Origin of the sequence: Alteromonas sp. a30 (genome assembly GCF_026788005.1) — a bacterium.
Taxonomy (GTDB): domain Bacteria; phylum Pseudomonadota; class Gammaproteobacteria; order Enterobacterales; family Alteromonadaceae; genus Paraneptunicella.
The window spans coordinates 232,150-252,629 of record NZ_JABEPE010000002.1; the positions used below are offsets into that span (position 1 = coordinate 232,150).

Here is a 20,480-nt window from a genome sequence, read left to right on the forward strand (position 1 = left end):
AGCAGCCTAAGTGTGTAAACAGGCTGATGCTAACGATGTCAAAATTTAGTCGTTAGCCACAACCTCAGACGATAATCCTTGCTCATGCAAGAACTTGTCCAACACGTCACGACAACGTCTTTCAACAGTCAGATCAACCGCATTGCTTTCTGTCGTAATATCGCAACCACCTCGAGATAATTCAGGTGACTCAATGAATATCCAACGATGTCGTTCAATATCCTCTTGCGTATATTGTGTCTTAATTAAGGCAATATCTTCTGGATTCATGCGAATTTGATAAGATTTTTCGCCGATAGGTAATACTTTCAAGCCTTCTGCTAATGCCTGAAAAATAACATCTGGATTAGTTTTTACTTCCTGCTTAATCACCGCTCTCGCTAAACCAACAGAGAGCGCAACCAATTCTTTTTGCAGTTCTTGCTGCACTGATTCAACGGGCGTATGAAGCTTTTGCATCAGTTCTTGCCATACGCCAACCTGTTCCTGAATGATGGCTTCACCCGCTTGCAAACCTTGTTCTTGTCCGGCTTGCACACCTTGTTCATGCCCTTCAGCTTGACCTTTCTCAAAACCTTCTTGATATCCTTTTTCTAAGCCTTCCTGCGTACCTTGTTCCAGCCCTTCTTCATAGGCATTTTGGCGAATCGCTTCAATTTCTTCTAGCGTCGGCGGTAGAACCACCTCTTCCTCTTCCGGCGGTTCATACTTCCATTCGCTGGTTCGGCCTAACGCATTGGTTGAACCTGTATTCACTTTTTGTTCGTCGATAACAGGCAATTCCCATGCTTTTACTTCGGCTGCGGCTTCATCTGCAATTGGCTCGTTGGTTATCATGTTGCTTTAATCCTAATTATAAGAATTCTTCGCCGCCACCGCCGCCAAGCATAATTTCACCGGCATCCGCTAATCGACGAGCAATAGAGAGAATTTCTTTTTGTGCCGTTTCCACTTCGCTTACACGAACTGGCCCAAGCGCTTCTAAATCATCCATTAACATCTCTGCCGCACGCTTCGACATATTACGTGAGATTTTATCGCGTAATTCGTCTTCAGCACCCTTGATTGCTTTAATCAAGACATCTTGCTGAACTTCACGCAGAATGGTTTGCATAGCTCTGTCGTCAACATCAACAAGGTTGTCGAATACGAACATTAAGTCTTGGATTTGCTGACTCATTTCTTCGTCTTGCTCGCGAATTGCATCCATCAACTGACCTTCGATATTGGTATCTAAGTAGTTCATGATTTCTGCGGCAGACTTCAAGCCGCCCATCTTCGCGGCTTGTGTACCGGCCTGACCTGCGAATTGTTTCTCCATAATTTCGTTTAACTCCTGTAGTGCTGCTGGTTGAACTTCTTCTAAGTTGGCAATACGCATCATCAAGTCTAAGCGTACTTTTTCTGGGAACTGCGCCAAAATTTCGGCAGATTGCTCTGCTTCCAAATACGCCAACACAATGGTTTGAATTTGCGGGTGCTCATTTCGGATAATGCCAGCAACCTGTTTGGAGTCCATCCACTTCAAGGAGTCCAAACCTTTAGCACCACCGCCAACCAAAATTTGGTCGATAAGGTTTGCCGCTTTGTCTTCACCGAGCGCCGCTGTCAGCGCTTTCTTCACGAAGTCATGACTATGGAAACCAATGGTACTGTAATTTTGGATTTCTTCGATGAAGTGCTTATGAACTGCCGTGATTTTAGGTTGGGTCATTTCATCCATGGTAGCCATGGCTTGACCCAGCTTTTGAACTTGTTTGGGTTCAAGATGCTTTAGAATTTGTGCTGCATCTTCTTCAGATAAGCTCAACAATAGAATGGCGGCCTTTTCGACCCCCTCCAACTTACTAACATCGTAAGTTGGAGCGGCATCCATAATACTGCCTTCTTGTTGAACATTTGCGATTTCAGTTGCCATGATTATTCATCCATCATTAGCCAGCCGCGTACCACCTGAGCTGAAAGCTCTGGCTCATTTGCCACTAGGGCACGCACGACTTTCAATACATCTTCATCTTTATGTAAATCTGGTAGCATCAGTGAGCCATCTGGGGAGAAGCCAACCTGACCTTCATCAAACTCTTGGGACAACATACTGATGGTTTCGTCACCTAAGTCCAGACCTTCATCCACACTATACTCTTCAGCTTCCGTTGTGTCTTCTGGGTAGATTAAGCGTTTCAGCATCGGTCTGACAATGAATAGCATCAATACAATGATAACCAAACCGCCAACAACCAACTTCAATGCACGCATGAACCAAGGCTGTTCCCAGATTTCTAACTTAACATCTAAACCTTGATCAACACGACTAAACGGAATACTAACCACTTCTAACGAATCACCACGCGTCACATCGAAACCGATACCACCTTGCAATAAACGACGCAAGCTCATCAGTTCTTCTTGAGAGCGCGGCTCGCTCACCTTGCCGCCTTCGGCATTAGTTGAGTTAAGATAATCAACTGCCACAGACACGCTGAGTCTTCTAATGACACCAGTCTGTTGCTTAGTATGGCTGATAGTTGTATCAAGTTCATAGTTTCTTGTTGCTTCTTTTCGGCTTGACCCCGGTGTTGAGCGTGTCTGATTCGAGCCTGTTGCTTGTTGAGGGATTTCTGCATCCAGTGGCGGTTGATTAGTTAGCGCTCCCGGAATGCCTGCAACCACGCTACCAATGGTGTTATTTTCCATGGTCATTTCACTACGCACGGCGGGTAAGTCTGGGTTGTAACGTTTCTGTGTTTGCTCAACCGATGTAAAGTCCATGGTAACGTCAACTTGCGCGGTATAATTTTCTAAACCCAAAACAGGAATCAAAATAGAGTCGATTTTCTCCATGTATTCTTGTTCGCGCTGCTTTTCAATCTCGTATTCTTTGCGAGAACGCGCTGACAACGAATCTTGGGAACCGGAATTAAGCAGACGACCATTGCTGTCGGTGACAGTTACGCGGCTTGGCTCCAAGCCTTGTACCGCTGATGCGACAATATCAACTACAGAATCAACTTCTTCACCTGAAAGTAACGCGCCTCGACGCATCGTTACAACAACCGTTGCACTGCCTTTTTTCTCTCTGCGTGCAAATACATTTTCTTTCGGTAAAGCTAGTAATACCTTGGCTTTAGCAACTGATGACATATCTTCAATGGTTCTAGCTATTTGTTGTTCGCGGGCATGTTTCAAACGTTCTTTTTCAACACGTTGACTCACACCAAATCCCATATCTTGAAGGATGATGTCTTCACCTGCGGTAGGGTCTTGATTGATACCAGAGCGAGTTAACCCAAGCTTGATGTCTCGGTATTGCTCTTCATTAACATAGATGGTGTTGCCTTCTAAACGATATTCAATTTGGTTTTGGTCCAAATAGTCGAGGGTTTCGATAAGCTCTTCGGTTGGCATTTTTGCAAGTGGACGGAAGTCCGGCTCTTGCGCCCAAATAACGATGAAAATAGCGATTGCCACGCAAATAACTAATGCAATAACAAGCACGATTTGGCGCAGCATATCAACACTGCCAAGGGCTTCCATGAAGCCAGATTTTTGCTCTGAGTTTAACTCGTTATCGGCATCATCATTACCCGAAGGAAGTGCCAGCTCTGTTCCAGTTGCATCAGCCATGATTCACCTCGTCTTATACTGGCATGTTCATAATTTGTTTATAGGCTTCAAGCACTTTATTGCGTACTTGAACTGTTGCCTCAAATGCAATCCCGGACTTTTCTTTTGCGACCATCACATCCGCAAGACTTAAGCTTGGATCACCCATTTCGAATGCTTTTGTTTGTGTTTTCGCATTGAGTTGCATTTCGTTTACGCCGTTAATCGCGTTGGATAGCATATTGGCGAAATTGTCTTTCGATGAAGGATTAGTTTGAATAGATGGGACTTCAGGCATGCCAACTTGGGCTTGAGTCGCCAAAGATTGCATTTCGCTGTAAAGAGCTTGCGCTTTAATATCCATCGTTCTCCCCTCCTAAGGGTGACTATTAATTGACACGGGATCAATTCGTTAACTATCTGATGGATAAAATGCAAACAACATGCCAAAAAATAACCCTTTAAAATCAATTAGTTAAAGCCAATTTTGATAAGGTTATTTTTTGACGAGCTTATTTACGCTAAAAATATGACAACACTTTTAGCGTAAATAAGAGTCTAGCTATGTGGGAAAACGGCACTACGCTGGAAGTTCAATCCCCATATCTCGCATTTTGGCGAGTTTGTAGCGTAATGTTCTTGGACTAATACCTAGCTTTTCTGCAACTTGTTTACGGCTGCCATTACAGGACGCTAGTGTATCCAGTATGATTTGATGCTCTTGCTGGCGAAGTTCACTGCCTAAAACGCTCGCCTGTTGAGGTTCTTCTCTCACCTCCGGCTTGATAGATATACTGTCCATCGGCGAATTATCGAGCATGAGATCAGTGACTTCAATCTGCTGACCTCCACTTAAAATAAGCGCGCGTTGGATGAGATTTTCTAATTCTCGTACATTGCCCGGCCACTGATGTTGTGCCAGCTTATTTCTCGCAGAAGCGGATAACTTCGGGATCGCCAAGCCTTGTTGCTTTGCGTGCCTTTCCAATAAATGCTCAGCGAGTGGCACAATATCATCGGGACGCTGATTCAACGAAAGCCAAGTCAGAGGGAAGACGTTCAAGCGATAATATAAATCCTCGCGGAAAACGCCGTCTTGTACAGCCTGACGTAAATCTCGGTTACTGGTCGCAATGACTCTCACGTCTAAGCTAATGGTTTTTCTTCCACCTAACCGTTCAACTTCGCGTTCTTGTAACACTCGTAATAGTTTAGCTTGCAAAGCAAGATCCATTTCCGTTATCTCATCAAGTAAAATGGTCCCACCTTGAGCTTGCTCAAACTTTCCTGGACATGCCTGCAAAGCGCCCGTAAACGCGCCTTTTTCATAACCAAATAAGGTGGCTTCCAGCATGTTTTCTGGAATAGCTGCGCAATTAATAGCGATAAAGGGCTGTTCATTTCTTTGCGATTGATCGTGGATATAACGCGCTAACACTTCTTTACCAGAACCACTTGGTCCCAACACCATCACAGTGGCATCCGTATTCGCAACCTTTTGGGCAAGCTGTAAAAGCTGCTTGCTGCTAGCATCGCCTACTACTGGTTTACAAGCTTCGATTTTTTGAGCTGGCGCATATTTACCAACAATGTTTAGTAACACTTCTGGCGAAAAGGGCTTTGCCAAATAATCAGTAGCGCCCTCACGCATAGCTTGTACCGCATCATCAATCGTTGCATAAGCCGTCATGAGCAACATTGGCATATTTGGAAATTTATTCTTAATGTTTTGTAGCAGGTTTAACCCTGTCAGCCCACCTAATTGAATATCGCTAATCACAATATCAATATTTTGTTGTGGCAACTGTGCAAGAGCAGATTCTGCACTATCACAAGCGATAACGTGATAACCACCGAGTAAGAGTGTATCCGTTAGCGCTTCGCGCAAACCCGGATCATCTTCAACCAACATGACATTTGCTTTTAACATGACTTATTTCCCCGCAACTAACGCGCTTGGTTCATATTGAGTTTTGTTAACCGCTGTTGAACTGCACACTCGGCTAATTGGCAGTTTCATACCAATGCTGGCACCGCCATTTTTTTGATTACTAACGAGCACTTCCCCTTTATGCGCCTGCGCGACAGACTTCACGACGGCCAAGCCTAACCCTGTACCTTGCGTCCGCGTGGTAAAAAACGGTTCGAATATTTGCTGCATTTTAGCTTCGGGAATTCCTGGGCCTTCATCAGCAATAATCACCTCAACCATATCGGGCTCGCTAATGCTGCGCTTCGCAGTAAATGAGATTGGTTTTTCAGAAGGAGAAAAGTGCAAGCTATTGTGAATAAGATTTTGAAAAGCGCTGGCTAACGCTGTTTTGTTGCCCAAAATAATGAGATCCGGCTCCGGCACATTAATTTTTAGCTTACAGCCTTTTGCAATTAGCATGGCTTCAGCGCCTTCGTGAATTTCCGTCATTAATGAACGTAACGATAATTCAGTGACCACTTGTTCTTCGCCACTTTTAGCGAACATCAACATGTCATTAATTTGGCTTTCTAAGTCTTTTAAGCGAGATTGTAACTTCTGACAAAACTGCTCTCGTGAATCATCTGAAATCGTTGGATTCAGTAAGTTTGCCGCATATAAGGTTGCCGCAGATAAAGGTGTTCTTAATTGGTGAGCGAGTGAAGCGACCATTTTGCCTAACGACGATAAGCGCTGCATGTGGCTCACTCGTTGCTGCAATAAGCGTGTTTCGGTTAGGTCTGTCATCAAAATTAACTGACCCGGTTCTTCAACTAATGGCGAAATGGAGAGTTTGACGCGACGACCATCACTTAATGAGATTTCATGGCCATCGTCTTGGCGAGGACGGAATGAACGCGCGATAATCGTCCGCCAAAGTTGCCCTTCTAGTGGCTCACCCAACATATCCTTTGCAACTAGGTTAGCTTGCTTAACATAGCCTTCTGCATCAATAACAACAACGCCTGCTGGCATAACATCTAGAATATGGTTCATACTTTTTGACGTTGCCAATATTTCTTCTTGGAGCGTTTCTTTTTGCAAAACCTCAGCAGAAACCGACTCCGCTGCCGCACACGACATTGCAATCTGTGTTGCATCTGAATGGTATTTAACTGCTGTTGTTTGAAGACCTGAATATAACATACTCACCTCGCGTCAAAATAATCACGCAAGGATTAATGCAGCATGTGTGCCAATTATTTACTTCTTATTTATCAACTGCTTAAATTAAAAAATTTAGAATGGAGTGAGATAGGAAAGGCGTCAGTTATCCGACACAAAAGCCGATAGCGATGCTATCGGCTGATATTATATTTACGCATTTTTTCAACCAAGGTGGTTCTGCGCATATCTAAAAACTCTGCGGTTCTAGCAACAACCCAATCGTGTTGTTCTAACGCCTGTTTTATCATATCAACTTCAAGCGTAGACAAATATTCTTTTAAATTAAGCCCATCTGACGGTAAGGCTCCAGCGGGTGATTCAGAGGTGGTATCAACAATGATTTCATCATCACTATCGTCACTAAAATCAAAGCCTTCATCAGTAAATAACGCATTAATTGCATCGCGTTCAGCCAATTCATCAGGATACTCTGGCTCAAACCCATTTACTTCAACATGCTGATATTTTGCGGGAAGGTCTTGCACATCAACAATCTGGTTAGGATAGAGAATCACGAGTCGTTCAACCAAATTCGACAACTCCCTAACATTCCCGGACCAGCGATGCTCCATTAATGAAGCAATGGACTCTTGGGTAAATCGGACACTCTTCCCTTCCCTTTCTTCGAAACGGGACACAATTTCTTGCAACAGTAACGGAATATCTTCTTTTCTTTCTCTTAATGCAGGATTTTCAATGGGAAAAACATTTAAGCGATAATATAAATCCTCTCGGAAATCGCCTTTTTCAATCATGGTTTCCAAATTGCGGTGAGTGGCTGCGATAATACGCACATCACAATCGATAGGCTTAGTACCGCCAACACGTTCAAATGTTCTTTCTTGTAGAACACGAAGTAACTTCACCTGCATTTGCAATGGCATATCGCCAATTTCATCCAAAAACAATGTGCCGCTTTGTGCCAGTTCAAAACGTCCCTTACGAGCAGAAACCGCCCCTGTAAACGCCCCTTTTTCATGACCAAAAAGCTCACTCTCCAAAAGTTCACCGGGGATAGCTCCACAGTTTACCGGAATGAAAGGGCCTTTTTGTCGATTCGATAAATAGTGAATATTGCTCGCAATCACTTCTTTCCCTGTACCCGACTCCCCCAGCACCAATACATTGGCGTCGGTTGGCGCCACTTGTTGGATCATCAAGCGGATTCTTTGAATTTCAGCACTTTTACCAACAAGATTCTGGAATGTCGCTTTCTCTGGTTTAGCGTTGGAACCGGGTTTATGGCGTATATATTCCTGACACCGATGAATTAAACGTGCCAGCTCGGGATAACGTACGGGCTCGTGTAGCTCTCCAACAACATTCGCCAGTTGGCTCTCTAACTGCTGAGAATCGGCAACGGCAATAAAGGGTAGACTAGGTGTAGATTTAACAATTTGGGTGGCATTGTTGCATTCAGCGTCAATGATGACTGCCTGAATACCGGGCGTAGACTCTAAAAACGATGAGGCTTGCTCAGGTGAAACGACACTACATTCTTCACCAATAAATGAACAAACAATCTCTAGATTTTTATAGCGCGATTCCTTTGAACTTATTATTAGTATATGGCTCATTACAGAAAGTGGTTATGTTCCGAACAGTTAGCGTTAGTTTGCTGGGATTTTGACAGTTTTGCAAGGAAGAATTGCCCTTAAACGTCATTAATTTGACGACTACGCAACGCCTTTCACAATGTACGTTGTGCATTTAACGGAAGAGTAAAACGATAATAAAAAGAGACGCTGATAAAATTCGGAATTAGATACAAAAACCGCCCAAAGGTTTTCCTTTGAGCGGCGGAGATACGAGAAGGATAATGAGAAACTAACCAAGCAAGCTCAATACTTGACTTTGGCGTTGATTTGCCTGCGCTTGAACCGCAATGGAAGATTGACTCAAAATACTATTTGCTGCCTGCTCGGCTGTCGCCTGCGCAAAATCGGTATCACCAATACGGCTATTTGCGGCTGCCACATTTTCTTGTGTTTGCGCTAAATTTCGCGCTGCACTTTCAAATTGATTCTGAACAGCACCTAATTCAGCTCTTGCACCACCGACTGTTTCCAAAGCTGTATCTGCGATAGAAAGCGCATCTTGAGCTCCCTGAGATGTTGACACATCGACACTTAAAATACCTGACAAACTGGAAGCAAAATCTTGAGTGTTTACACCAATATTCTGCCCTGCATTAGCCCCCACTTGAAAATCCAATGTTCCTTCGCTCTGCAATAGAGGCTTACCAGCGAATTCAGTTTGGTCGATAGTTTGTTGAATATTGCCTTGAAGCTGGGAAATTTCAGACTGAATCGCATCACGATCAGATTGACTTAAAATACCATTGCCTGCTTGCACTGATAGTTCACGAATACGATTAACATCGTTATTAATCCCAGATAGCCCACCCTCTGCTACTTGTGCGAGTGAAACACCATCTAGAGAATTTCTGACAGCTTGGCCTAAGCCATTTTCTTGGGCCGTCAGTCTGTCGATAATTTGCTGCGCGGCTGCACCATCAGCAGCACTATTGATTCGTTTTCCTGACGCTAGGCGTTCAAAAATCGAATCTTGTTTATTTTGCACTTGCTGCAAAATAGATGAATTATTCTTTGCATCTAGATTAATCATAATCTACTCCTCTTTATACCTCACCTCTAAGTATAGCAAAGGCATGTACAAATAGTAACCACTCGATGTGTGTAATAGTTATTAGTAAAAATACCTATAGATGATATCAAAATCTCTTAATAGATTAGATCTATTCAACCTCTTTTAATCACGTTATTATGAGTAGAATGTTAACCACTGAATCACTGGTAAACTGGCGTCGTCTACTCAGTATTCAAATCACATTCTCTGTTAACTTTCCTAGCAGTTTTAACCCTGATTAAAATAATTGGAGCGGCATTAATCAATGAACTTTCGTCGTGGTGAAAGAGGCCCTTCTTCACTCAATAGAAATAACATTTCAAAGCCTCTACTGCTCATTGAGGACAGTCGAAGTATAGCGAATATTATCAAGTCGCAAGTTGAAAATAGATGGGGATGTGATGTTCATGTTGCTAGTAGTTATGAGGAAGCCATTACCCTTCTTAAAGCGCACCGTAGAGAATACTTTTTAACCATTAGTGATCTCAATCTTCCTGATGCGCCAAATGGCGAAATAGTGGAACTACTAAAGCGGACTGGCTTACCTATTATCGTGATAACTGGCACCATGGAGAAAGGGCATTTTCACAAAAGTCTGCACACTCACGTTGTTGATTTCATACTTAAAAGTCAGACTAATTCGGTTCAATACCTCATTGACCAAGTGGGCCGTTTTTACTTCAATCAATTTACCACATTAATGATAGTTGACGATTCAAAACTCTCCCGGGAAGTGATTACTCAAGTATTAGAAACCCAGAACTTTAAGGTGGTTAACGCTGGCAGTGCGGAAGAAGCACTTTCACTCATTGAGTCAACACCTGAAATCAAGTTGATTGTTTCAGACTACATTATGCCTAATATGAACGGTGTTGAATTAACAACAGAGCTGCGTAAAAAATACGCTAAATCAAAGCTATCCATTATCGGCCTATCGTCGGATAACGAGCCTAGGTTGGGACTTGAATTCATTCGTAACGGCGCCAACGACTTTCTGACCAAGCCTTTTATAGCCGAAGAATTAATAATGCGGATAAATCAAAATCTCGATACCATGAGCTATATAGAGGTTATCGAAAATTCTGCCAATCGAGATTATCTTACCAATCTGCATAACAGACGTTACTTCTACCGAAAAGGTGAGAAATTGTTAGCGGACAGTAAAAAACAAAACAAACCATTTGTCACGGCTCTTTTAGATATCGACCACTTCAAGAAAATCAATGATACCTACGGACATGATGTCGGCGACAAGGTATTAATTCAGCTAGCCATTTTCATCAACAACCATTTTAGTCATACACTTTCTGCCAGAGTCGGAGGGGAAGAATTCGCGATCTTGTTCCAAGAACCTTTACCATCTGTGCTAGATCAACTCGAAGCGTTTAGAAAAGAATTGGCAGAAACGACTTTGGAATTTGGTGGTAATACCTTTAACGTGACAACCAGTATTGGTTGCACAGATGCCCTTTCTACATCCCTTGACGATTCACTAAAAGCAGCCGATTTATGTTTATACGATGCTAAAAAGCAAGGAAGAAACACAATAGTCCACCAAGCTTGCTAACTCGCGCTATGATTATGGATACTAGTAAAATCAGTGCCACTTATAATTCCCAAACAGATGAGTAAATTAATAAACATGGATCACCTAAATCGAGGGAAATATGGCTTTTTTTCGTTCTGTGCTGGTAAATACTCATGAAAGCGATAAAATCGCCCTCTAATTTATCGATAATCAGCGCATTTAAGGCCGCCACTTTTCAACATTGTATGTATTATAACCATTTAATTCGAATTCCTTTGTTCTTTGGTATCGCACTGCCAATTGCTGCTCAGGAACAATGCCTAGCCCCTCTAAAACCATTTGAAAACAATGGTTTAGCTAATGGCGACAAAATAGTAGTACAGGCTGAAAAAGTAGAAATAAAGCAAGATACTATTGCTGAGTTCAACGGAAAAGTTGCAATATCGAATCGTAATGCACTGATTAATGCTGAACGTGCTCTAATTAATAAAGATAGCCAAGAGTTGTCTGCAGAAGGCAATATCCAATATTCAGACCCCTCAATTCAAATCGATAGTGATAACGTTGACCTAGACATCAATGATAACAGGCTACAGCTGGATAACACGCTATATCAATTGAGAGGTCTCCCCGGTAGAGGAAAAGCTGAACGTATTGTCCTAAGTGAAGAAAATGGTGTTGAACTACAGGATGTGAGTTTTAGTAGCTGTCCTGTCGGCGCTGAGGACTGGCATATTCAGGCAAGTGCTATTGAACTTAAACCGGGCAGTCTTTGGGGTACGGCAAAACATACTCGCTTTTACATTAAAGATGTCCCCGTATTTTATCTCCCTTATTTTGCTTTTCCGGTAACAGAGCAACGCCAATCAGGCTTGCTATTTCCACAAATTTCTAGCAATAACCGTACAGGTTTGTCTTACGAGCAACCTATCTACTGGAATATTCTTCCAAACATAGACATGACATTTTCACCTCGGTACATGACGCGTAGAGGATTGCAGTTGAAAACGGAACTGCGTTATCTCACGCCACTGCATACCGGCGAAATGCACCTAGAGTACCTTAACAACGATCAAGAAGATGAGAATCTAGACGAACGTTATTTCTACCGTTTCTCACATAAAGGCTATTTAGACGAAAATTGGTCAGTCCATGCCGAATGGAATGATTTAAGTGACGATAATTACATCACAGACCTCGGTTCCGATTTTTATAACCGCGCAGATACACATTTGTTCAAAACGCTCGGAATGAATTATCACAGTGATGACCTCTTTTTTAGTGCGAAATTTAGAGACTTTGAAACCATTGGCGACCATCCTGATAGCTACCGTTCGCTACCTGAACTTAAGTTGCAATATAAAGCGTGGGAGTCCGGGTTAAATCAGTTACAAATTAACTCAGAAGTGAGCTACTTTGATAACAATGAAGAAGATGCGCCATCAGCAACGCGGATTCACATTGCCCCCAAACTCTCCTTACCTTATCGAACAAGTTGGGCAGAATTCCTTGCAGAAACCAGCCTACTGCATACCGAATATTTTCAAGACAACATTGAAGGTGAACTTGATAGTCACGCAAGCAGAACACTCGCGCAAGTAAGGTTATACGGTTCAATGTCGTTAGAGCGCCCCGCAAGCTGGTTTGGTCAGCAAGTCACACAAACACTAGAACCCAAATTCCAGTACCATTACACAAGCTATGAAGATCAAAATGATATTGGTTTGTACGATACGACTCGTCTCTTAAACGACGTAGTAGGTATCTTCAGAGGGCAAGAGTTTACAGGCTTGGACCGTATTAGTGACACCAATCAAATTGCGCTTGGTGTTACCTCTCGTATTTTAGATAAGAATAATAGGGAACAATTCCGCCTTGGTTTGGGTCAGATATTCTACTTTGACGATAACCGAGTATTGGAAGCATCAAAGGAAAGTAATCGCTCAGCAATTGCCGCTGAGCTTGACTGGAATATTAGCAGTAAATGGACAATCAACACTGAAATCCAAGTGTCCAGTCGCAGTGAAAAGGTTGAGCGTAGTAATATTGCATTGGAATACCGTTTAGGGGCCAATAAATTATTGCAGCTTAATCACCGCTACATTAGGGACATTTCCGGTGATGAAATTGATCAACTCGGGGTAACAGCTTCTTGGCCCATTACCCATAACTGGCAATGGGTTGGCCGCTACTATCGTGATATGGACTTAAACCGCTCAACAGAGAGTTTCATTGGTATTCAATACGAATCTTGTTGCTGGGGAATGCAGCTTGTTTGGCAACGTCACCTAAGCAATCGCTTCGATGCACTTGGTAATCAAAGCTTCAATGCGTATGATTCGGGTATCAACTTTAAGTTTGTGTTTAAAGGAATGGGAAGTGGTAAAAGTAGTCGCACCTTGTTGGATGAAGGCTTGTATGGCTACCGTCGCCCTTATTTTTTAAGTAATTAACAAAGCAATAAATTACATGAATTACACTAGAGTTTTATCAGTATTCTTCGGCTTATTTATTTCTATAAGTGCTTTTGCTCAGCAACAAATGCTAGACAAAGTCGCTGTTATAGTCGATCAAGGCGTTATCCTAGAAAGCGAAATTAAAACGCTTATTGCCACTGTAAAGAGTAATGCCATTAGGAACAATCAGGAACTACCATCGGACAATATTCTCCGCACCCAAGCAATTGAGCGTTTGATAACACAAAACCTACAAATGCAGTTAGCCGAGCGCATGGGTATTCAAATTAGTGACCCTCAGCTTGAGCAAACGATTGCGAACATCGCCAGAGACCAAGGCTTAACTGTGGAAGAGTTAAGAAAAGGGGTTATTGCGGATGGCATGACCTACGATAACTATCGTCATCATTTACGCACTGAACTCATCACTGGCGAAGTAACCCGAGCTAATGTGCGCCGCCGCGTCTATATTACGCCTCAAGAAGTAACAAATCTGCTCAAGTTAATTGATGAACAAGGTGCAGAACAGGTCGAGTATCATTTAGGACATATCCTTGTTGGCTTCCCATCTCAACCCTCACAAGAAGACATTGATAGCGCGAAAGAACGGGCCGGAAAAGTGCTCGAGTTATTAAAAGATGAGAATTCTGACTTTGCCAAAATTGCGGCAACAGCATCTTCAGGCGCAAAAGCGCTAGAAGGGGGTGATTTAGGTTGGATGAATATAAACTCCATGCCTACCCTTTTTGCCGAAGCCGTTCAGGGAGCTCGAAAAAATGACCTTATCGGTCCGATTCGAAGCGGTGCAGGCTTTCATATTCTTAAAATTAAAAATATTCGCGGGCTTGAAATCGCAGAAGTCAAAGAAGTCAATGCACGCCATATTCTCATCAAACCTACCATTATTCTTTCTGAGGAACGCGCTAAACAAATGCTAGCGGATTTCCGTGAACAAATATTAAATGAAGAAGCTGACTTTGGTGAGCTCGCAAAAGAGCACTCCGTTGATCCGGGTTCCGCATTAAAGGGAGGCGAGTTAGGTTGGGCTGACCCCAACATGTATGTTCCTGCCTTTAAAGAAGTGGTAGAAAACTTAGAGAAAGATGAATTATCAGAACCGTTTCGATCTGTACATGGATGGCACCTTGTCCAGTTAATTGATAGCCGCGTAGATGATGTTACTGAGAAGCTGAAAGAAGAAAGAGCTTATCAGTTACTCTTCAAACGTAAATACGCCGAAGAGCGTGACTCATGGCTAAAAGAAATGCGTGACAATGCCTACGTTGAGGTATTAGCGGACTAGCGGAGCATCGATGTCCATTAAATTAGCAATAACTCCGGGCGAACCTGCGGGTATCGGCCCGGATTTAATTATCCAGTTAGCACAAGAAAAATGGGATGCACAACTCGTCGTCTTTGCCGACCGAGAGATGTTACAACAACGAGCCCAAATATTAGGTTTTCCTTTAACACTCCTTGATTATCATCCTGAAACCAAAGCACTACAGGAAGCTGGACAGCTCTATATTAGCCATATTCCCGTGCAAACTCAGGTCTCACCGGGTGATTTGAACGCTGAAAACGGCCACTACGTTGTGGAAACGCTAAAACAGGCCAGCGAATCTAATATGAGCGGAGAGTTTGATGCAGTTGTTACCGGTCCCGTGCATAAAGGCATCATCAATCAGGCAGGCGTATCCTTTAGCGGTCACACAGAATATTTTGCACTACAAGCGAATTGCTCCGATGTAGTAATGATGTTGGCAACAGAGGGGCTACGGGTTGCTTTAGTGACAACTCATATTCCTCTCGCCTACGTCAATAAAGCGATTACACAAGAACGTTTAGATAAAGTCATTACCATTTTACATCACGACCTAAAAACAAAGTTTGGTATCACGAACCCACGAATTTATGTCTGTGGACTCAACCCTCACGCAGGGGAAAATGGGCATCTCGGCAGAGAAGAGATTGAAGTTATCTCGCCTACACTGGCGCTGCTCAGAGAAAAAGGACTCGACCTTGTTGGCCCACTTCCCGCCGACACCATTTTCCAAAAGAAATATTTAGATGATGCCGATGCGGTATTAACCATGTATCACGACCAAGGTCTTCCTGTATTAAAATATAAAGGATTCGGCGCATCAGTGAACATCACCCTAGGTCTTCCATTTATTCGCACATCTGTTGATCATGGCACAGCATTAGACTTAGCGGGAACTGGAAACATCGACAAAGGCAGTTTTAGAATAGCCATTGAAGAAGCAATTAAGCTCGCTTCAACTCGGACAACAAAGCAGTGAACAGTAAAACTCATTTAGGTCATACCGCCCGAAAACGTTTCGGACAAAACTTTTTACACGACGAAGGTGTCATAGATGGCATCGTTTCCTCTATTAATCCACAAGACGGTGAAAACCTAGTTGAAATTGGGCCAGGTCTGGGGGCATTAACAGAGCCTGTTTGCGAACAAGTATCAAAGCTGACGGTTGTTGAGCTAGATCGCGATTTAGCAAAACGTCTACGCAGTCACCCTTTCATTCAAAACAAACTAACCATTGTTGAAGCTGATGCAATGAAAATGGATTTTTCCACGTTGTATCAAACAGGAAAGCCTCTGCGTATTTTTGGCAACTTACCCTACAACATTTCAACGCCCCTCATGTTTCATTTGTTTGAGTTCATTGAGCACATTCAAGATATGCACTTTATGTTGCAAAAAGAAGTGGTTAATCGCTTGGCTGCCGTACCGGGTAATAAAGACTATGGTCGATTATCGGTAATGACGCAGTATTACTGTCAAGTGATCCCAGTCCTGCATGTACCACCTCATGCATTTAAACCGGCCCCAAAAGTGGATTCAGCGGTTGTTAGGCTTATTCCTCACGCGAATAAAAGCGTTAAAGTGAACAATGTTAAAACCTTGGAAAAGGTCTGCTCAGCAGCGTTCGGACAACGTCGTAAAACGTTGCGGAATAGTTTAAAAGAGATTCTGGATGCCGAGGCTATTGAGCGCCTCGGTATTGATCCCGGCGCCAGAGCAGAGACCCTATCCCTCGCGGACTATGCCAATCTCGCGAACGCTGTAACTTAAAATTTATCAGTTTAGAGTCAACACCTTATGTCATCATCCGTTACAGACAATATTTCTGTTGAAGCAAAAACAGCTTTTATGCCAGATCACCCTGCAACCAGAGATAACCAATTTGCTTTTAGTTATGAAATTACGATCGTAAATAATAGCGACACCAATATCACTTTATTGAACCGATATTGGCTTATTACCGATGCAGATGGAAAGAAAATGGAAGTACAAGGAGCTGGAGTCATTGGCGAACAGCCCGTTATCAAAATCGGCTCATCATATAGCTATACCAGCGGTGCCGTGCTTGATACACCTGTAGGTGCAATGGAAGGGCACTACGAAATGCAATTAGAAAATGGGAAAAAAATTCGAGTCCCCATTCCCCCTTTCGGTTTAGCGATCCCAAACGCCATTAATTAGTATGTATTAATATTCCTAATAACGGTGGAATCAGACACATGTCAACTTATGTAGTAGGTGATATTCAAGGATGTTATCTCGGGTTAATGGCTTTACTGGAGAAATTACAGTTCAACCCACAAAAAGATAAACTGTATGCAGTAGGCGACCTGATTGGTAGAGGACCGAATGCACTCGAAACATTAGACTTCCTCTATCAACTTGGAGATGGCTTCGATACGGTATTGGGAAACCATGATTTACATTTTTTAGCCGTTTACCATGGGATTAAGAAGAACAATCCCAAAGATGGCTTTGAACCACTCCTAAGATCTTCTAAAACAGCTAATTTTGTGGAATGGCTTAGACACAAACCACTCGCTATACAATTAAATTCTGAAACATTTTTAAGTCACGCAGGATTGTATCCTTATTGGAACATAAATGAAGCACTAGGCTACTCTCAAGAGGTGGAAAAAGCTTTACAAAGCGATAGTTATATTCAACTTCTAAGAAATATGTACCACAAAAATTCGGTAGTTTTTTCTTCCGAAATGACGGCAAAGGACCGTTTTCGGTTTATTATCGACGCCTTTACACGAATGCGCTATCTGTGTGAAGATGGCACCCTTGAGTATACTTGTAAAACATCGGTAAAAGATGCACCTAAGCCGCTTATACCATGGTTTAAGCACTCCCGGATTACATCTCTTGAAGGGGTCAAGTTGATTTTCGGTCATTGGGCATCTTTGGAAGGAACCACCTCAGTCTCACATTGTATAGCACTCGATACAGGTTACATTTGGGGCGGAAAACTTTCCGCAATATGCTTAGATACGATGCAAATAAGCTCAGTAAGCAACTAAATTTAAGATTTAATAAGTTCGACCGACTAAAATACAATTACATGGTTTTAGCGGTTTTAAGGAAGCATAATGCTTCTAATCAGCATTGGGAGAAGTAATGAACATTACAGTTGCTTTGCGAATAATCGGCGGATTTACCACCATCAGTGTTCTATTATTCGTAATTAGTTTCACCTCTCTAATTAATCTCAGCAACATTAACGACGCGTCCGATGAGGTTATCGATCTAGCTATCCCAACGTTAGTTACCAGTGACCGCCTGAAAATTTTGTTATCTCAGGTCAATACATCAACTTACAAAAGCTATTTTGAAACAAACCTTTCGCGCTTAGAGAATGAAGAAAGCCTGTTTAAAAAATTAGAAAATGACTTCGAAAAGGACATCAAACGACTCAAGCAGGTTGTCGTCAATGAAGAGGGTATCCGTAATGCTACGAACAAGCTTGATCCGCTTTACCAAGCATATTTTGGCTCTGTTAACCTTATTTTTGAGAACAAGCGTAAAATTCTTGAAATCAATCGAGCCCTAGACGGCTTTTCATCCGATGTTGAAGATTTTGTTGACGACACATCAACCCTCATTCTTGATTTCAACGACAGTCGCGCTACTGCCCAAAATAAAGCGCTAAAATCAGCTGCGAAAATCGGCGAATCCGTTGACACTGCCTTAATGTCAGTGGTGACAACCAGTAATAATTTCCTCAAAACTCAAACGAAAGCACGAGCAGAAACGCTTGGAAGTGAAGTTCGAATTTTAATAGAGCGTATCAATAGCGGAAGCGACGAAATGCTGAGTAAAGCCAACGGCAAAGATGATTCTGGCGCGTTGGAAGAAATGAAAGATAATATCAACGAGTTAAACGATTTAATCCTTGGTTCCTCAGGTATTATTGCTCAACATAATCACAGACTAAATTTAATTGAGCAATCAGAAGCGACGTTAAAAACAGCAATTCAACAAATGGACTCAACGTCAGCTCAACTCGACCAAGTCGTGTCTTTAGGCGACAAAAAAGCCGATGATATTAAAGCTGAAGTGGGTGAAAGTGTTTCTAATAGCCGAATCAGCACCATCATCATTACCCTACTTTCGATTGCAGCGGCCATTGCTATCGGCTTTTTCACGGTAAGAGCCATCACTCGCCCATTACGAGAAGTCAATACCTTACTCAATGTTGTAGCCACGGGAGACCTTACGCATCAACTTGACGACAGCTCAAAAGACGAGTTTGGCGAATTAGCGAAAAACTGTAACGCGCTCATCAATAGCCTTAAAACGCTTATTTCTGGTATCAGCTCTGGCGCAACACAACTTGCTGCGGCATCAGAACAAACGTCTAGCGTTACAGAACAAACAACACGCTCTATCCAAGAGCAAAAATCACAAGTCAGCCAAGTTGCTACCGCGACAACTGAATTGAACAGCACTGCTCAAATGGTTGCACAAAGCGCAGAAGATACATTGGCACAAATTGGGCAAGCAAATAAAGAAGCTGAAACCGTTAAGCATATTTCCGAAAACAACAAGAAAACCATTCTTGTTCTATCGGGAGATGTGGATTCAGCTTCAGAGGTAATTAATAAAGTTCACCAAGATAGTGCCAGTATCGGTAGTATCTTAGATGTTATCCGAGGCATTGCCGATCAAACCAATTTATTGGCGCTGAATGCAGCCATTGAAGCGGCACGAGCAGGGGAACAAGGTAGAGGTTTCGCTGTAGTAGCCGATGAAGTAAGAACGCTCGCCAGCCGAACGCAAGAGTCAACACAGGAGATTCAATCCATGATTGAAATCCTTCAAAGCGGTGCGGAACAAGCGGTATCTGTCATGCAAAAAGGTAAAGAGCAAACGTCTCTGTGTGTTGAACAGGCAGAAAAAGCAGCTGAAGCCTTAAACTCTATTACCGCAGCAGTGCAAGAAGCACACAATGTGAGCACTCAGATCGAACAAGCAGCAAAAGAGCAGCATACTGTATCCCGCGATATTAGTGAGAAGTTAGAGAACATCGTTGCCATTGCGGAAGAAACAGCGACGGGGGCGCAGCATACCTCTCGTGCAAGCCAAGAAGTAGCGAGTTTATCCGAAGAGTTGCAAAGTTCGGTACGTAAGTTCCAAGTTTAGCAAGCTAAAAAGAGCGAACTTGTGGAAGGGTATTTGACAGTATTCTTTAAATAACACAATTGTCAGAAATAAAAAACGGTGCTTATTGGATTTCCTTCCTAAGCACCGTTTTTATTTGGGTAGTAATACAGATAGAAACTCGAACTTAAACTCGTTCTAAGGTAACAAACCGATAATTATAAGGGTTAGCATCATCAGCACTGTGAAGTTCCTCTTCTAATACCGCCCACGCAGCCTCAGCAGCATAATCAGGGAAGCATGTATCCCCGTTTACCTCTAAGTCGATGAAAGTAAGATATAAACGTGAAGCTACAGGCAAAAACTGAGCATAGATATTGCCACCACCAATAATCATGATTTCTGGCTCATCGGGAACAATCAGTAACGCTTCTTCAGCAGATGACACGATATCTGCATCGGGCGCACTAAAGCCAGATCCACTGACAACGATATTGCGACGTTTTGGTAACGCCTTGCCAATGGACTCATAAGTTTTACGTCCCATCACCACAGGCTTACCTAGTGTAGTGGCTTTAAAATGCTTTAAATCAGCGGGTAGGTGCCATGGCATAGCATTATCGTTACCGATAACGCGGTTATTCGCCATTGCCGCTATCATAGAAATACGTTGTT

17 protein-coding genes are annotated in these 20,480 nt (G+C 42.7%); 8 read left to right on the forward strand and 9 right to left on the reverse strand.

The genetic code is table 11. The features are described 5' to 3' along the window. Positions 1-45: 45 nt before the first annotated feature. The 8 genes from fliH to HJG39_RS03235 all read right to left on the reverse strand — a co-directional run bounded on the left by fliH (position 46) and on the right by HJG39_RS03235 (position 9,370). Positions 46-837 (reverse strand): flagellar assembly protein FliH, encoded by a 792-nt coding sequence (fliH, locus tag HJG39_RS03200; RefSeq protein ID WP_268406732.1) that lies wholly within the window; start codon positions 835-837, stop codon positions 46-48. A gap of 16 nt (positions 838-853) precedes the next feature. Beyond that, complete coding sequence (gene fliG / locus HJG39_RS03205) at positions 854-1,918, reverse strand: flagellar motor switch protein FliG (protein WP_268406735.1); 1,065 nt, start codon at positions 1,916-1,918, stop codon at positions 854-856. A gap of 2 nt (positions 1,919-1,920) precedes the next feature. Continuing rightward, complete coding sequence (fliF, locus tag HJG39_RS03210) at positions 1,921-3,624, reverse strand: flagellar basal-body MS-ring/collar protein FliF (RefSeq protein ID WP_268406737.1); 1,704 nt, start codon at positions 3,622-3,624, stop codon at positions 1,921-1,923. A gap of 13 nt (positions 3,625-3,637) precedes the next feature. Next, positions 3,638-3,967 carry a flagellar hook-basal body complex protein FliE gene (gene fliE, locus HJG39_RS03215; RefSeq protein ID WP_268406739.1) on the reverse strand — a complete coding sequence of 110 codons (330 nt, stop codon included), beginning with the start codon at positions 3,965-3,967 and terminating at the stop codon, positions 3,638-3,640. Between the two features lie 216 nt (positions 3,968-4,183). Beyond that, positions 4,184-5,533 carry a sigma-54-dependent transcriptional regulator gene (locus HJG39_RS03220; protein WP_268406743.1) on the reverse strand — a complete coding sequence of 450 codons (1,350 nt, stop codon included), beginning with the start codon at positions 5,531-5,533 and terminating at the stop codon, positions 4,184-4,186. 3 nt (positions 5,534-5,536) lie between these two features. Further along, positions 5,537-6,721, reverse strand: a complete 1,185-nt coding sequence (locus tag HJG39_RS03225) for a sensor histidine kinase (protein WP_442780991.1) — start codon at positions 6,719-6,721, stop codon at positions 5,537-5,539. Positions 6,722-6,873: 152 nt separating this feature from the next. Continuing rightward, complete coding sequence (locus HJG39_RS03230; RefSeq protein ID WP_268406744.1) at positions 6,874-8,319, reverse strand: sigma-54 dependent transcriptional regulator; 1,446 nt, start codon at positions 8,317-8,319, stop codon at positions 6,874-6,876. Positions 8,320-8,569: 250 nt separating this feature from the next. After that, positions 8,570-9,370 carry a flagellin N-terminal helical domain-containing protein gene (locus HJG39_RS03235; protein WP_268406746.1) on the reverse strand — a complete coding sequence of 267 codons (801 nt, stop codon included), beginning with the start codon at positions 9,368-9,370 and terminating at the stop codon, positions 8,570-8,572. A 286-nt stretch (positions 9,371-9,656) separates the two neighbouring features. Here HJG39_RS03235 and HJG39_RS03240 point away from each other — a divergent pair, with 286 nt between their 5' ends. The 8 genes from HJG39_RS03240 to HJG39_RS03275 all read left to right on the forward strand — a co-directional run bounded on the left by HJG39_RS03240 (position 9,657) and on the right by HJG39_RS03275 (position 19,847). Continuing rightward, a complete protein-coding gene (locus HJG39_RS03240; RefSeq protein ID WP_268406749.1) occupies positions 9,657-10,958 on the forward strand; it encodes a GGDEF domain-containing response regulator in 1,302 nt (433 codons plus the stop codon). A 134-nt stretch (positions 10,959-11,092) separates the two neighbouring features. Beyond that, positions 11,093-13,372 carry an LPS-assembly protein LptD gene (locus tag HJG39_RS03245; protein WP_268406751.1) on the forward strand — a complete coding sequence of 760 codons (2,280 nt, stop codon included), beginning with the start codon at positions 11,093-11,095 and terminating at the stop codon, positions 13,370-13,372. A gap of 16 nt (positions 13,373-13,388) precedes the next feature. Further along, entirely contained in the window at positions 13,389-14,678 is a 1,290-nt protein-coding gene (gene surA, locus HJG39_RS03250) for a peptidylprolyl isomerase SurA (protein ID WP_268406752.1), read from the forward strand. A gap of 10 nt (positions 14,679-14,688) precedes the next feature. Beyond that, complete coding sequence (gene pdxA, locus HJG39_RS03255) at positions 14,689-15,678, forward strand: 4-hydroxythreonine-4-phosphate dehydrogenase PdxA (protein ID WP_268406753.1); 990 nt, start codon at positions 14,689-14,691, stop codon at positions 15,676-15,678. Then, entirely contained in the window at positions 15,675-16,469 is a 795-nt protein-coding gene (gene rsmA / locus HJG39_RS03260) for a 16S rRNA (adenine(1518)-N(6)/adenine(1519)-N(6))-dimethyltransferase RsmA (protein ID WP_268406755.1), read from the forward strand. The genes pdxA and rsmA overlap by 4 nt, the downstream gene beginning before the upstream one ends. Positions 16,470-16,496: 27 nt before the next feature. After that, complete coding sequence (gene apaG, locus HJG39_RS03265) at positions 16,497-16,880, forward strand: Co2+/Mg2+ efflux protein ApaG (RefSeq protein WP_268406756.1); 384 nt, start codon at positions 16,497-16,499, stop codon at positions 16,878-16,880. Between the two features lie 38 nt (positions 16,881-16,918). Continuing rightward, positions 16,919-17,725 carry a symmetrical bis(5'-nucleosyl)-tetraphosphatase gene (locus HJG39_RS03270; RefSeq protein WP_268406759.1) on the forward strand — a complete coding sequence of 269 codons (807 nt, stop codon included), beginning with the start codon at positions 16,919-16,921 and terminating at the stop codon, positions 17,723-17,725. Between the two features lie 97 nt (positions 17,726-17,822). After that, the gene (locus HJG39_RS03275; protein WP_268406760.1) at positions 17,823-19,847 is read left to right on the forward strand and encodes a HAMP domain-containing methyl-accepting chemotaxis protein; all 2,025 of its coding nucleotides are present in this window, start codon (positions 17,823-17,825) and stop codon (positions 19,845-19,847) included. A gap of 145 nt (positions 19,848-19,992) precedes the next feature. On the opposite strand, the gene folA is transcribed toward HJG39_RS03275, so the two are convergent. Beyond that, positions 19,993-20,466 carry a type 3 dihydrofolate reductase gene (gene folA, locus HJG39_RS03280; protein ID WP_268407079.1) on the reverse strand — a complete coding sequence of 158 codons (474 nt, stop codon included), beginning with the start codon at positions 20,464-20,466 and terminating at the stop codon, positions 19,993-19,995. Between the last annotated feature and the right edge of the window lie 14 nt (positions 20,467-20,480).

Bases quoted from the DNA above. Each gene is read 5' to 3' on its own strand.
- fliH (WP_268406732.1), bottom strand. From the start codon at position 837: ATGATAACCAACGAGCCAATTGCAGATGAAGCCGCAGCCGAAGTAAAA.
- fliG (WP_268406735.1), bottom strand. From the start codon at position 1,918: ATGGCAACTGAAATCGCAAATGTTCAACAAGAAGGCAGTATTATGGAT.
- fliF (WP_268406737.1), bottom strand. From the start codon at position 3,624: ATGGCTGATGCAACTGGAACAGAGCTGGCACTTCCTTCGGGTAATGAT.
- fliE (WP_268406739.1), bottom strand. From the start codon at position 3,967: ATGGATATTAAAGCGCAAGCTCTTTACAGCGAAATGCAATCTTTGGCG.
- HJG39_RS03220 (WP_268406743.1), bottom strand. From the start codon at position 5,533: ATGTTAAAAGCAAATGTCATGTTGGTTGAAGATGATCCGGGTTTGCGC.
- HJG39_RS03225 (WP_442780991.1), bottom strand. From the start codon at position 6,721: ATGTTATATTCAGGTCTTCAAACAACAGCAGTTAAATACCATTCAGAT.
- HJG39_RS03230 (WP_268406744.1), bottom strand. From the start codon at position 8,319: ATGAGCCATATACTAATAATAAGTTCAAAGGAATCGCGCTATAAAAAT.
- HJG39_RS03235 (WP_268406746.1), bottom strand. From the start codon at position 9,370: ATGATTAATCTAGATGCAAAGAATAATTCATCTATTTTGCAGCAAGTG.
- HJG39_RS03240 (WP_268406749.1), top strand. From the start codon at position 9,657: ATGAACTTTCGTCGTGGTGAAAGAGGCCCTTCTTCACTCAATAGAAAT.
- HJG39_RS03245 (WP_268406751.1), top strand. From the start codon at position 11,093: ATGAAAGCGATAAAATCGCCCTCTAATTTATCGATAATCAGCGCATTT.
- surA (WP_268406752.1), top strand. From the start codon at position 13,389: ATGAATTACACTAGAGTTTTATCAGTATTCTTCGGCTTATTTATTTCT.
- pdxA (WP_268406753.1), top strand. From the start codon at position 14,689: ATGTCCATTAAATTAGCAATAACTCCGGGCGAACCTGCGGGTATCGGC.
- apaG (WP_268406756.1), top strand. From the start codon at position 16,497: ATGTCATCATCCGTTACAGACAATATTTCTGTTGAAGCAAAAACAGCT.
- HJG39_RS03270 (WP_268406759.1), top strand. From the start codon at position 16,919: ATGTCAACTTATGTAGTAGGTGATATTCAAGGATGTTATCTCGGGTTA.
- HJG39_RS03275 (WP_268406760.1), top strand. From the start codon at position 17,823: ATGAACATTACAGTTGCTTTGCGAATAATCGGCGGATTTACCACCATC.
- folA (WP_268407079.1), bottom strand. From the start codon at position 20,466: ATGATAGCGGCAATGGCGAATAACCGCGTTATCGGTAACGATAATGCT.